This is a genomic window from Pseudomonas sp. GW822-FHT07A10, from assembly GCF_058798795.1.
The window spans coordinates 73,092-86,169 of record NZ_JBXAKV010000007.1 but is presented as its reverse complement, the minus strand read 5'-3'; the positions used below and the strand labels follow the sequence as shown (position 1 = coordinate 86,169).

13 protein-coding genes are annotated in these 13,078 nt (G+C 59.9%); 4 read left to right on the top strand and 9 right to left on the bottom strand.

What is annotated here, in order from left to right:
• The first annotated feature begins 48 nt into the window (after positions 1–48).
• Positions 49–567 carry an acyloxyacyl hydrolase gene (locus tag AC1RL4_RS13930; protein ID WP_019582388.1) on the top strand — a complete coding sequence of 173 codons (519 nt, stop codon included), beginning with the start codon at positions 49–51 and terminating at the stop codon, positions 565–567.
• Positions 568–636: 69 nt separating this feature from the next.
• Here the strand turns inward: AC1RL4_RS13930 and AC1RL4_RS13925 are convergent, their stop codons facing one another.
• The 6 genes from AC1RL4_RS13925 to AC1RL4_RS13900 form a co-directional block, all read right to left on the bottom strand.
• Complete coding sequence (locus tag AC1RL4_RS13925) at positions 637–942, bottom strand: YkgJ family cysteine cluster protein (RefSeq protein ID WP_019582387.1); 306 nt, start codon at positions 940–942, stop codon at positions 637–639.
• A gap of 60 nt (positions 943–1,002) precedes the next feature.
• Positions 1,003–1,776: an SDR family NAD(P)-dependent oxidoreductase gene (locus AC1RL4_RS13920; RefSeq protein WP_230173905.1), complete on the bottom strand. Its 774-nt coding sequence runs from the start codon at positions 1,774–1,776 to the stop codon at positions 1,003–1,005.
• Positions 1,777–1,843: 67 nt separating this feature from the next.
• Entirely contained in the window at positions 1,844–3,292 is a 1,449-nt protein-coding gene (gene phrB / locus AC1RL4_RS13915) for a deoxyribodipyrimidine photo-lyase (protein WP_096481093.1), read from the bottom strand.
• A gap of 20 nt (positions 3,293–3,312) precedes the next feature.
• Entirely contained in the window at positions 3,313–4,254 is a 942-nt protein-coding gene (locus AC1RL4_RS13910; RefSeq protein ID WP_019582384.1) for a MerR family transcriptional regulator, read from the bottom strand.
• Positions 4,254–5,216, bottom strand: a complete 963-nt coding sequence (locus AC1RL4_RS13905; protein ID WP_028939861.1) for a YbgA family protein — start codon at positions 5,214–5,216, stop codon at positions 4,254–4,256. Before AC1RL4_RS13905 ends, AC1RL4_RS13910 begins: the two co-directional genes overlap by 1 nt.
• A 154-nt stretch (positions 5,217–5,370) precedes the next feature.
• Positions 5,371–6,357, bottom strand: a complete 987-nt coding sequence (locus AC1RL4_RS13900; RefSeq protein ID WP_019582382.1) for an NAD(P)/FAD-dependent oxidoreductase — start codon at positions 6,355–6,357, stop codon at positions 5,371–5,373.
• Between the two features lie 196 nt (positions 6,358–6,553).
• On the opposite strand from AC1RL4_RS13900, the gene AC1RL4_RS13895 reads away from it, so the two are divergent.
• Together AC1RL4_RS13895 and hemH are read left to right on the top strand one after the other, a co-directional pair.
• A complete protein-coding gene (locus AC1RL4_RS13895; RefSeq protein WP_019582381.1) occupies positions 6,554–7,456 on the top strand; it encodes a TIGR01777 family oxidoreductase in 903 nt (300 codons plus the stop codon).
• Between the two features lie 13 nt (positions 7,457–7,469).
• A complete protein-coding gene (gene hemH / locus AC1RL4_RS13890) occupies positions 7,470–8,492 on the top strand; it encodes a ferrochelatase (RefSeq protein ID WP_019582380.1) in 1,023 nt (340 codons plus the stop codon).
• Between the two features lie 177 nt (positions 8,493–8,669).
• Here hemH and AC1RL4_RS13885 read toward each other — a convergent pair whose 3' ends face one another.
• Both AC1RL4_RS13885 and upp read right to left on the bottom strand, forming a co-directional pair.
• Positions 8,670–9,944, bottom strand: coding sequence for a uracil-xanthine permease family protein (locus tag AC1RL4_RS13885; protein WP_018929585.1), 1,275 nt, complete (start codon positions 9,942–9,944; stop codon positions 8,670–8,672).
• 2 nt (positions 9,945–9,946) lie between these two features.
• Entirely contained in the window at positions 9,947–10,585 is a 639-nt protein-coding gene (gene upp, locus AC1RL4_RS13880) for a uracil phosphoribosyltransferase (protein WP_007939777.1), read from the bottom strand.
• A 176-nt stretch (positions 10,586–10,761) separates the two neighbouring features.
• Between upp and AC1RL4_RS13875 the strand changes: the two genes are divergently transcribed.
• On the top strand, positions 10,762–11,319 hold the full coding sequence (locus AC1RL4_RS13875; RefSeq protein WP_007939779.1) for a hypoxanthine-guanine phosphoribosyltransferase: 558 nt from the start codon (positions 10,762–10,764) through the stop codon (positions 11,317–11,319).
• A 37-nt stretch (positions 11,320–11,356) separates the two neighbouring features.
• Here AC1RL4_RS13875 and dauA read toward each other — a convergent pair whose 3' ends face one another.
• Positions 11,357–13,078, bottom strand: a complete 1,722-nt coding sequence (dauA, locus tag AC1RL4_RS13870) for a C4-dicarboxylic acid transporter DauA (protein WP_019582379.1) — start codon at positions 13,076–13,078, stop codon at positions 11,357–11,359.

Genomic DNA, 13,078 nt, shown 5'->3' with positions numbered 1-13,078 from the left:
TGTGCAGCATAAAAACCATACTAAATTGTTCGGAAAAGGATGTTTCTAATGAAGCGACTATTCTGTTTGGCCGCGATTGCGACCGCATTGATGGGGCACAGTTTTACCGCGCAGGCGGCAGGGGTGGAGTTCGGGGTCGGCCAGACTAGCGATTCGACCATGACCTATCGACTGGGCATGCAGTTCGATTGGGACAAGAGCTGGTTGCAGAGTGATGTTGGCCGCTTGACCGGCTACTGGAGCGGCGCTTACACCTACTGGGATGGCGACAAAACGGCGAGCAATCACAGTTTGTCGTTCTCGCCGGTGCTGGTGTACGAGTTTGCCGGTCAGACCATCAAGCCCTACGTCGAAGCGGGTATCGGTATCGCGGTGTTTGCCAACACCGAATACGAAGATAACAAGCTCGGCAGTGCCTTTCAGTTCGAAGACCGTTTCGGATTTGGTCTGCGCTTTGCCGGCGGACATGAAGTCGGGATTCGCGCCACCCACTACTCCAATGCCGGGATCAGTACCCCGAACGACGGTGTAGAAAGCTACGCATTGCATTACACGATGCCGTTGTAAGCCTGCAATGTTTGGATGTGGGAGCTACCTGTAGCGGGGGCTCTCACATGGCATCGGGTGACTTCGATCTCAGCGATACGCCGTCGCAATCCCCTGGCGTTCGGTGATGCATTCCGGTGCGCCCATTTCGAACTCCCGGCAGATCAGCGGACGCTTTTCATAGATGGTGCACATCATGCTGTTGCGATCCAGTGCGGCGCACCAGCCGTCATCCAGTCGCAGCATGACTTCACCACCCCAATCATCGGTATCGATAAAACGTTCGGGCACGCCGGTGTCAGTGATCAACATCACTTCAAGCTGGCAGCAGCAGGCTGCGCAGGTCGAGCAGGTGACCGCAGGCTCGGTGACTTGCGTGTGGGGAATGGTTTTCATGGCGCGCAGTGTAAGGCAGTGGGCCCACGCTGTGTAAAAGGCCTGACAGACGCTCAGGCTTCACGGCATATCTTTGATCGGCGGCTTGTTTCGCGCTTGTTCGTCGATTGCCAGCCCCGCCCGGTCGGTTTGTTGCGGCAGGGGCCAAAGAACAGGCATGAGCAGCTCCGGCAAGGAGAATTCCAGTGGACGATTCTTGATCATGTCGAGGAGGTATCGCGCGGCTTGGCCTGCCGACCAGTCGAGATGTATCGGGACGCCGTCGTTCAGAGGCGTATCGATAAATCCTGGGCTGACCACGGTCATTTCGATGTTTTCCGGCGCCATGTCGATGCGCAACGACTCGAATAGATGACGTAACCCGGCCTTTGAATCGCCGTAGGATTCGGCCCGCGGCAGGGGTAACCAGGTCACCGAACTGGCAATGCCCACCAGATGCGGCGCAGTGCCCGCCTGCAGCAAGGGCCGGGCGGCTGCGATGCAATAACTGCTGGCAAGCAAGTTGGTACGCATGATGTGTTCGATGATTGACGAGTCGAGCTGATTGGCGTCGACGTATTCGCAGGTGCCTGCGTTAAGGATCATGGTGTCCAGAGAGCCCCATTCCTGCGCAATCTGCTCACCGATTTCGCGCACCCTTTGGCTGTTGGTCAAATCGCCTGCGACCACCAGCACTTGACCGGGATAGCGCTCAGACAGGGATATCAGTGATGCCTCCGAGCGGGAACTGGCCGCCAGATGAGCCCCGGTTTTCAGTATTTCTTCAGCCAGCACAGCACCAATACCGTTGCTGGCGCCGGTCAACCAGTATCGCCTTGGAGGTGTACGACTCATCCCAATCCCCTTATTTACCCAATATTTCCCTGGCTCAATTCCGTGTTCATGACGCAACGCTGCAGCATCAATTTAATGACGGTGGCGATAAACCCTGTCGTGATGGCAGGTTCTTGAACGCGGCCAGGGCCCGTTCACGGGAAGTGCTCAGATTGACGATAGGCGACGGATAGCCCCTCACGCCGAACAATCCGCCGAGATTGGCCAGATTGTGCAGGTCTTTATTGTTCATTTCGTTGAGCTCCGGCAACCAGTGCTTGATGAACACCCCTTGTGCATCGAACTTTTCCGACTGGCTCAGCGGGTTGAAAATCCGGAAGTAGGGCGCCGAATCAGTGCCGGTGGACGAACTCCACTGCCAGCCACCATTGTTCGCCGCCAGGTCGCCATCAATCAGGTGCCGCATGAAGAAGCTCTCGCCCTCACGCCAGTCGATCAACAGGTTCTTGGTCAGGAACATCGCCACCACCATGCGCAGACGGTTGTGCATCCAGCCGGTTTCCAGCAATTGGCGCATGGCGGCATCGATGATCGGCAGGCCAGTGCGGCCTTGCTGCCAGGCCTTGAGTTCTTGCGGGGCGTCACGCCAGACCAGGGCTTCGGTTTCCGGCCGGAAGGCGCGGTGCCGTGATACACGGGGGTAGCCCACCAATATGTGTTTGTAGAACTCGCGCCACAGCAGCTCGTTGATCCAGGTGATGGCGCCGACCTTGCCGCTTTCGAACTCGCCCTGATTGCTTCGCAACGCGGCGTGCAGGCACTGACGAGGGGAAATCACCCCGGCGGTGAGATAGGCCGAGAGCTGGCTGGTGCCGGGCTTTGCCGGGAAGTCGCGTTCGCTGTGGTAATAGTCGATCTGGGCGTCGACAAAGGTGTCGAGGCGGCGCCGGGCTTCGGTTTCACCGGCTGGCCAGAGGGCACGCAAGCTGTCGTTGGGAGAATCGAAACCCTCGACACGGGAGGGCGGTTCGTCGCTGCTGATATCCAATGGAGCCTGAAGGGCGGGTGCAGCGACCAATCCGGGCAATGAAGCGTGCAGGCGTTCGTAGCAGACCTTGCGAAACTGGCTGAAGACCTGGAAGTAGGTTCCGGTTCTGGTGAGCACGGTGCCTGGCTTGAACAGCAGCTGATCGAGGTGGCTGTAAAAGTCGATGCCCCGGGCTTTCAGCGCTTGGGCCACCGCCGCATCACGGCGGGTCTCATGAATGCCGTATTCCTCGTTGACGTGCACCGCGTCGATCTTCAACTGCTGGCACAGTTCGAGCAGAACCTTGGGCGCCTCATCCCAGCGGGGCGCCTGGCGAATCAGCAGCGGGATGTTCAGGGCGTCCAGCGCGCGACGTAATTCGCCGAGGTTGCGCAGCCAGAAATCCACTTTGCACGGCGCATCATCATGCGCAAGCCACTGCTGCGGGCTCAGCAAATACACCGCCACACTCGGGCCACGGGCTGCGGCGGCCGAGAGGGCGGTGTTGTCGTGCAGACGCAAGTCGCTGCGCAGCCAGATCAATTGCATGGTCGTATCCGTACGATTCATTAAATGAGCCCGCGCTGAATCAGGTCCAGATGGGCCGATAACGGGTTATCGGCCAGGATCAAATCAACAATGGCGGTGTTTTTTGCGGTCAAGTCGGCGTGGTGGATGCACACCGTTGGACCGGCGATCATTTTTGGGCAACTGACGCCATTCAAAAGTTTCGACAATTTTGCAAGATTCATGGCTTTGCTGGAATACAGCAGTACACCGCGGGCTTGCAGGTGATCGACCGCCAGCGTCAGTTCGCCCGCCGGGAGTGGCCAGTCGAAAACTTCCACCGGGCAATCGGTGCTGCTGATCAGCCAGGCGGTGAGCCATAGATGAGGCTCCAGAGGCAGGTCAGAGTGATTGATCAGCAGCAGCGGCGCGGTGCGCAACTGACGGTTGTTGTGATAGACCCTTGCGCCGAATTTGCTGCGCAACCAGGAATAGACAAACACCCGCTCCATCTGCGCGCCGAACTGGCCTTGCCAGCGTTGCTCCAGTTCCGCCAGCAACGGCATCAACAGGTGTTCACACAAGGTGCGTGGCGGATACAGCGCCATCGCCTGGTTCACCGTGTCATCAAGGGTGCGTTCGGCCAGTTGGGTAACGGCTTGCAGCAGTGTTTGGCGCAACACCAGCCAATCGTTTCCGACGGGCTCGGCAAGTACCTGAGGCGTGTCGAGCAGTTGCTTGACCTGACCGACCGCCACGCCGCGATTGAGCCAGGTGAGGATCGTCAGGATGCGTTGAACGTGTTCGGCACAGAACAGCCGATGCCCCTTGGGAGTGCGCTGAGGCACGATCAGCCCATAGCGCCGTTCCCAGGCGCGCAAGGTGACGGCATTGACCCCGGTCTGCCGGGCCACTTCACGGATGGGCAGCCAGCCTGCGTCCAGGGCCTTTTTGAAGTCGGTGCCGAGGTCTTCGCTGGCGCTGGTGTCCGGTGGGGTTTTCATTAGATTGCGTTTCGCAGGCTGAGGTTTTCCGGGTGCGGTTGCAGGTAAACCTGTTGCGCAATGTATGGATCCGGGTGCTGGCGAAAGTAGTGTTTGAGCAACGTCAGCGGTACCACCAGCGGCACGATGCCGTGACGATACTGGCTGATCACATGCTGCACTTCCTGTTTGTCTTCAGTGCTGATGGCCTGTTTGAGATAGCCGCTGAGGTGTTGCAGGACGTTAGTGTGGGTGCGGCGCGTGGCGCATTTTTTCAAGGCCGCCATCAGCTCGCTGAAATAGCGCGGGCCGATGACTTCAGGGTCGGTCCGGCCCATATTGCCGAGCAGGTTTCCCAGGGTTTTGTATTGCACCGGGTTGTGGGCCATTAACAGGTATTTGTAGCGCGAGTGAAAATCCGTGAGGCCGCGCCGGGTCAGGCCGGTTTGCAGCAACTGCTGCCAGGCGCTGTAGGCGAATATGCGGGTAAGGAAGTTTTCCCGCAGCACCGGATCGTTGAGCCGGCCTTCTTCCTCCACCGGCAAATCGGGATGCAGCGCGCAGAAGGTCCGGGCGTAAATGCCACGGCTACCGCCGTCCACCGGCGCGCCGTTGGCGTGGTAGACCTTGACCCGCTCCAGACCGCACGAAGGGGATTTCTGCATGAAGATATAGCCGCAGATGTCGCCCAGTTCCAAAGCCATTTTCCGAGCATATTCGGCCAGCGGCCGGGTGACGTTGTTTTCAGGGTTGACCGTGCCGACCGCCTGCGGATGTTCAGGGTTGCCGACCAGGCGGATCGGTTCGCGAGGGATACCCAGGCCGATGGCAACTTCCGGGCACACCGGGACGAAATCGAAATAATCGGAAAGGATGTGGCTGCACAGCCGTGACGTCTTGTGCCCGCCGTTGTAGCGCACCTCGGCCCCCATCAGGCAGGCGCTGATGGCGATTTTGGGTGGGGTCGTTGATTGTGCAGGCATCGGGGCACCTCGAATCCAGACCTGTACGGATTGTTAAATCTGTACAACATTCGTTCAGCATAGATTCAAAGGTGTACAAGTCAATTTTTTTGTATAGGTTTTTTCAGGGCTGCTGTCCGTGTCGACAGCAGCAATGTGCTCGAATCGAGGCGGTTCACTGCAGGTGTTCGTGCAGACGGCGGGCCGCTTCCTGGCCACTGAGCCAGGCGCCTTCGACACGGCCGGACAGGCACCAGTCACCGCATACATACAAGCCCAGATCAGCATCAGCCAGGGCACCCCACTCATGGCTGCTGGCCGGACGGGCGTAAAGCCAGCGGTGAGCGAGGCTGAAAGTCGGTGCAGGCATGGCGTCGTGTAGCAGTTCGGCAAAGGCACCATGCAATTGCTCGATCACCGCTTCCTTGGACAGATCGATATGCTGCCGGCTCCAGGCGCTGGTGGCGTGCAGCACCCACGTGTCGAGGGTGTTGTCGCGTCCCGGTTTGCTACGGTTGCGCGCCAGCCAATCGAGGGGGCTGTCCTGCACGAAGCAGCCTTCGATCGGGGTATCCAATGGTGTGTCGAAAGCCAGGGCGACCGCCCAGGTCGGCTCCATTTTTACCCCGGCGGCGGCCCCGGCGAGTTTCGGCGCGGCGGGCAGCAGCGCGGTCGCCTGAGGGGCTGGCGTGGCAATCACCACATGACTGAACGGCCCGTGGGTGAAGCCTTCGGCGTCTTGCAGATGCCAGTGCTCTTCACCACGATAGACCTCGGTGATCCGGCAGCTGAACTGCACTTCCAGGTCGCCGAGCAGCGCACGGGTGATGGCGCTCATACGCGGCGTGCCGACCCAGCGTGTCTGTTCGTCCGGCGAGGGGCTGAGTTGGCCGCCGTGGTAGGTATAGAGCTGCGGTGTCCACACGGCGACCCAACCGTTGGCTTGCCAGCGCTGGACTTCGGTGACGAAGCGACGGTCGCGGGCAGTGAAATATTGCGCGCCCATGTCCAGAGCACCCGCATCGCTGCGCTTGCTTGACATGCGTCCGCCACTGCCGCGGCTTTTATCGAACAGATGAACGACATGCCCGGCCTCCGTAAGGGCCTGGGCGGCTGAGAGTCCGGCGATGCCGGTGCCGATGATTGCGATAGGTACAGTCATAGGGGCCTCGTTTGCCTTTCTGTACAGACTACGCCGTGGTTCAAACCTGTACAATATTGTTTTTTGGTATAACTTTTAGCGTTCTCGTTCTGAGAGCTTGGCCTATTGTTAAACACAGAACCTGCCCGATACCAAAGATCCCTGCTTATAAAAATAGACTAGTGATCCGGGTAAAACGCCACGCGAGGAAGATGTCATGCACATATTGCTGACCGGCGGTACTGGTTTGATAGGACGTCAGCTCTGCCGACACTGGTTGAGTCAGGGACATCACCTCACGGTCTGGAGTCGCACGCCCGCTAAAGTCGCCAAAATCTGCGGCACTCAGGTACGGGGAATCGCACGGCTTGAGGATTTTGGGCCAGAACCGGTGGATGCAATTGTCAACCTTGCGGGGGCGCCGATCGCCGATCGGCTCTGGACCCACAAACGCAAAGCGCTGTTGTGGAGCAGCCGGATCACCCTGACTGAAACCCTGTTGGCCTGGCTCGAAAGTCGAGAGCAGAAACCGCAGGTGCTGATCTCCGGTTCAGCGATCGGTTGGTACGGCGACGGCGGCGAGCGGGAGTTGACCGAGCAATCGCCACCGGTCATCGATGATTTCGCCAGCCAGTTGTGCATCGCCTGGGAAGAAACCGCGCAACGTGCCGAGGCCTTGGGCATTCGCGTGGTTCTCATCCGTACCGGGTTGGTGTTGTCCGCCGAGGGCGGCTTTTTGTCGCGGCTGTTGTTGCCGTTCAAACTGGGGCTGGGCGGGCCGATCGGCAGCGGTCGGCAGTGGATGTCGTGGATTCATATCGAAGATCAAATCGCCCTGATTGATTTTCTTCTGCATCGCAATGAGGCCAGCGGTCCCTATAATGCCTGCGCGCCCAAACCGGTGCGCAATCGCGAATTCGCCAAAACGTTGGGTGACGTGTTGCATCGTCCCGCGTTCATGCCGATGCCGACTCTCGTCTTGAAGGTCGGACTGGGCGAGTTGTCATTGTTGTTGCTGGGGGGGCAGAAGGCGATGCCGGCTCGCTTGCTGGAAGCGGGTTTCACTTTCCGGTTCACTGATTTGCGCGCGGCATTGGACGATCTGTCCGGCCGCCTCTGAAATAGGACGTTGCATGACCGATCACGCATTGCTTCTGGTCAACCTGGGTTCACCTGCCTCCACCTCGGTGGCGGATGTGCGCAGTTACCTCAATCAATTTCTGATGGACCCGTATGTGATCGACCTGCCTTGGCCGGTGCGGCGTTTGCTGGTGTCGTTGATTCTGATCAAGCGCCCGGAACAATCGGCTCACGCTTACGCGTCGATCTGGTGGGAGGAGGGCTCACCACTGGTGGTGCTCAGCCGTCGCCTGCAACAGGCCATGACCCGGCAGTGGGCTCACGGGCCTGTTGAACTGGCGATGCGCTACGGCGAGCCGTCCATTGAGTCTGCGCTGGTGCGGTTGGCTGCCCAGGGGCATAAGAAAGTGACCCTGGCACCGCTTTATCCGCAATTCGCCGACAGCACCGTGACCACGGTGATCGAAGAAGCCAAGCGCGTGGTGCGCGATAAAAAGCTCGACGTGCAGTTCTCGGTTCTTCAGCCGTTCTACGATCAGCCGGAATACCTCGACGCGTTGGTGGCCAGTGTCAGGCCTTATCTGCAACAGGATTTCGATCATCTGCTGCTGAGCTTCCACGGTTTGCCGGAGCGTCACCTGAAAAAGCTCAATCCGGGGCACAGCTTCGAGGGTGGCGGCGATTGCTGCGCCGGTGCGCCACCGGAAGTGGTCGCGACCTGTTACCGCGGTCAGTGCCTGCGCACGGCCGCAGAGTTTGCCAAACGTGTGGGCATACCGGACGGCAAGTGGTCGGTATCGTTTCAGTCGCGTCTGGGCCGGGCCAAGTGGATAGAACCCTACACTGAAGCTCGCCTCGACGAGTTGGCCAAAAGCGGTGTGAAGAAAGTCCTGGTGATGTGCCCGGCGTTCGTTGCCGATTGCATCGAGACGCTGGAGGAGATCGGTGATCGCGGGAAGGAGCAATTCCGCGAGGCAGGAGGGGAGGAGTTGGTGCTGGTGCCTTGCCTCAACGATGAGCCACAGTGGGCGCGGGCGCTGAGCACCTTGTGCGAAAGGGCGCCATTGGCTTTGTAGGAACATACATTGAAGTGAAGGTGGGCTGGTTGTGGCGAGGGAGCTTGCTCCCGCTGGGTCGCGAAGCGGCCCCAAAATCTTTGCAGTCAATGAAGATTTTGTGAGTGCTGCGCACTGGTGCGCCAGCCCGGTCAAGCGGGAGCAAGCTCCCTCGCCACAGGGGATTGAGTCGCCTGCTTACAACAGCGGCTCATCCGCCTTCTTGTGCTTCCAGCTGTCATTGCCCGGCAGCAACAGGTTCAGCGCAATCGCCACCACCGCGCACAGCGCGATGCCTTTGAGGCCGAAATCGTTCTGGCCGGTACCGGTGCCGACCAGCATGCCGCCAATCCCGAACACCAGCGTCACCGAGACAATCACCAGGTTGCGTGCTTCGCCCAGGTCGATCTTGTGGCGGATCATGGTGTTCATGCCCACCGCGGCAATCGAACCGAACAACAGGCAGAGAATCCCGCCCATCACCGGCACCGGGATGCTTTGCAGCAGCGCGCCGAATTTGCCGATGAACGCCAGGCTGATCGCGAAGATCGCCGCCCAGGTCATGATTTTCGGGTTGTAGTTCTTGGTCAGCATCACCGCGCCAGTCACTTCGGCGTAAGTGGTGTTGGGTGGGCCGCCGAACAGACCGGCCGCGGTGGTGGCAATGCCGTCACCGAGCAAGGTGCGGTGCAGGCCGGGCTTTTTCAGGTAGTCGCGACCGGTCACGCTACCCACGGCAATCACGCCACCGATGTGCTCGATGGCCGGGGCCAGGGCCACCGGAACGATGAACAGAATCGCCTGCCAGTTGAATTCCGGCGCGGTGAAATGTGGAATCGCGAACCACGGTGCCACGGCAATCTTCGCGGTATCGACCACGCCGAAATAAAACGCCATGGCAAAACCCACCAGCACACCGGAGATAATCGGCACCAGGCGGAAAATACCTCTGCCGAACACCGCGACGATCAGGGTGGTCAGCAGCGCGGGCATCGAAATCATCATCGCCGTCTGGTAATGAATCAGCTCAGTGCCGTCGCCCGCCTTGCCCATCGCCATGTTGGCGGCAATCGGCGCCATGGCCAGGCCGATGGAGATGATTACCGGGCCAATCACCACCGGAGGCAGCAAACGGTCGATAAACCCGGTGCCTTTGATCTTCACCGCAAGGCCGAGGAAGGTGTAGACGAAACCGGCCGCCATCACGCCGCCCATGGTCGCCGCCAGGCCGAACTGACCCTTGGCGAGAATGATCGGGGTGATGAAGGCGAAGCTCGACGCCAGGAATACCGGCACCTGACGCCCGGTGACGATCTGGAACAGGATCGTCCCTAAACCTGCGGTGAACAGCGCCACGTTAGGGTCGAGGCCGGTAATCAGCGGCATCAACACCAGGGCGCCGAAGGCCACGAACAGCATCTGCGCGCCGGACAGAACCGTGCGCCAGAGCGGATCGTTGAACTCTTGCTGCATGGTCACGCGTCCTTCTGCTTGGTGCCGAAGATCTTGTCACCGGCATCGCCCAAGCCTGGGATGATGTAACCGTGTTCGTTCAGTTTCTGGTCAATGGAAGCGGTGTAGATGGTCACGTCCGGGTGAGCCTTCTCCACAGCGGCGATACCTTCGGGAGCTGCCACCAGGACCATCGCGCGAATGTCCTTGCAGCCGGCCTTCTTCAGCAAATCGATGGTGGCGACCATCGAGCCGCCGGTGGCCAGCATCGGGTCGATGATCATCGCAAGGCGCTCGTCGATTTCCGGCACCAGTTTTTCCAGGTAGGTGTGGGCTTCGAGGGTTTCCTCGTTACGGGCCACGCCCACGGCGCTGACTTTGGCGCCCGGGATCAGGCTCAGCACGCCTTCGAGCATGCCGATACCGGCACGCAGGATCGGCACCACGGTAATTTTCTTGCCGGCGATTTTCTCCACCGACACCGTGCCGCACCAGCCTTCGATGTCGTAGCTTTCCAGCGGCAGGTCTTTGGTGGCTTCATAGGTCAGCAGGGCGCCGACTTCCTGAGCGAGCTCACGGAAATTCTTCGTGCTGATGTCGGCGCGGCGCATAAGGCCAAGTTTATGACGGATCAGCGGATGGCGGATCTCACGGATGGGCATGGGGGAAGGCTCCGGCGGCGGGCAAAAAAACCGGCCTAGATTAATCTATCCGAGGGTGTTGTCCTATAGACATACAGTACGTTAGTCCACAAACGCTTGATCTGGCCGTGCGGGATGCGTACCTTTGCCCGCTTTTCCGAATCCGTCCCTCCCCCTCAAACCCCTTGGAGAGCGCCATGTCCGCTGATCTCGAGCATATCCGTCAAATCATGCGAGAGGCTGACTGCCTGTACACCGAAGCTGAAGTCGAGGCGGCCATCGCCCGCGTCGGTGCACATATCAACGAACAACTGGCTGAAAGCAATCCGGTGGTGTTCTGTGTGATGAACGGCGGCCTGATTTTCGCCGGCAAGCTGCTCACCCATCTGCAATTCCCGCTGGAAGCGTCGTACCTGCACGCCACCCGCTATCGCAACGAAACCAGCGGCGGCGAGCTGTTCTGGAAAGCCAAGCCGGAAGTTTCGTTCATCGACCGTGACGTACTGATCATCGACGACATCCTCGATGAAGGTCACACACTGGGCGCGATCATCGATTTCTGCAAACACGCCGGTGCCCGCAAAGTGCACACCGCCGTGCTGATCGACAAGGACCACGACCGCAAGGCTCGCCCGGACCTGAAGGCCGATTTCGTCGGCCTGCCGTGCATTGACCGTTACATCTTCGGTTATGGCATGGACTACAAAGGCTACTGGCGTAACGCGAACGGGATTTTTGCCGTTAAAGGCCTGTAAGCGGACCCGCCGTGCGCAGTTCACTTGAACTGCGCATTCAGTCCTGTCCGGCGAGCCAGCGTTCGCTTTTTTGCCGAGCCTGTTCCAGGTTGTTCACGTAAGCCAACTGACGCTGTTCCCGATGGATGCCCGCGCGCCTGAGTTTCAGGCGCACGCGCGCAGCCGTCCCGACCAGAATCAGGCCGATGCCGTCGGTGCGGTAATCCCTGAGGATATTGTCGAAGGCCGCCAGCGCCGTCATGTCCAGCATGGACACGGCACTCATCTCGACAATCACCACTTTGACCTCCGGGCTGAATTTGCGCAGCACGCCCAGGGCTTTTTCCGCCGCACCGAAAAACAGCGGCCCGCGTATCGCATAGCAACGAACATGCTCCGGCAAATCCTGTAAGGCTTGATGGAACTCTCGAGGCAGTTCGGCGGTGTCCGTGAGGTCGCTCATGCGCTTGACGAACAACCCGGCGGCCAGCAACAGCCCAACGGCAACGGCCAGCACCATGTCGAACAGCACTGTCAGGCTCAGGCAGGTCAGCAAGACCAGCACATCGCTGCGTGGTGCAATGCGCAAGGTGTGCACGACATGCCGGGCCTCGCTCATGTTCCACGCCACCATCACAAGCAATGCCGCCAGCGCGGCCATTGGCAAGTAGCTGAACAGCGGGGCGAGGACGAGTATCGCCAGCAGCACCACCGCGCTGTGGATAATTGCCGCCAATGGCGAAAACGCCCCGCTGCGTACGTTGGTGGCGCTGCGGGCAATCGCCGCGGTGGCGGTAATACCGCCGAACAACGGTGCGACCAGGTTACCAATGCCCTGACCCAGGAGTTCGGCGTTGGGGTCATGTTTGCTGCCCGTCATGCCATCGGCCACCACCGCGCACAACAGCGATTCGATGGCACCAAGCATGGCAATGGCGAACGCTGGCGCCATTAATTGGCGGATCAGGTCATAAGACAAATGCAGCGGCTGACCATTGGGCCCCGGCAAATTCCACGGCCAGTCGAAGCTCGGCAGAAACGGCGGAATGCCGGGGTGGCTGACTCCATCGACGATATAGCTGAAGCGCTCGCCCAGCGTCGCAATCGGTAACCCGCCGCTTTCCAGCGCCAGCCCCAACATTGCGCCGACGGCCAGCGCCACCAGATGCCCCGGAACCCTTGGCACAAACCGCGGCCAGACGATCAGAACCGCCAGGCACATGACACCGATGATCCCGTCCCCCAGACGGGCGCTGGGCAATGCCTGGAGCAGCGCACCTAATTGCTCGATGTAATGTTCGGCATGCCCGGTGGTACTCAGGCCCAGCAAATCCTTTAGTTGGAGTGTGGCGATGACAATGCCGATTCCGGCGGTAAAGCCCAGGGTCACCGGATAAGGAATGTACTGAATCAGCCGCCCGGCCCGAATCAGCCCCAAGGCAATCAGGATTGCCCCGGCGAGCATGGTGCAAAGCAGCAGGCCACCCAGGCCATATTGTTGGGTGATCGGCAGCAGTATCACCACGAACGCGGCTGTCGGCCCACTGACATTGAAACGCGAGCCTCCCGTCAGGGCGATCAGCGGGGCCGCGATCAGCACCGTATACAAACCTTGCTGGGGCGCTACTCCCACCGCAATCGCCAGGGCCATGGCCAGGGGAATGGCGATAATCCCTACCGTCACCCCGGCACTGATGTCGCCGCGCAAGCGTCTGAGGCTATAACCTGCACGCAGGGTTTGACGCCAGGCGGCGAATAACGGGGGGATGGAGAATGGCAT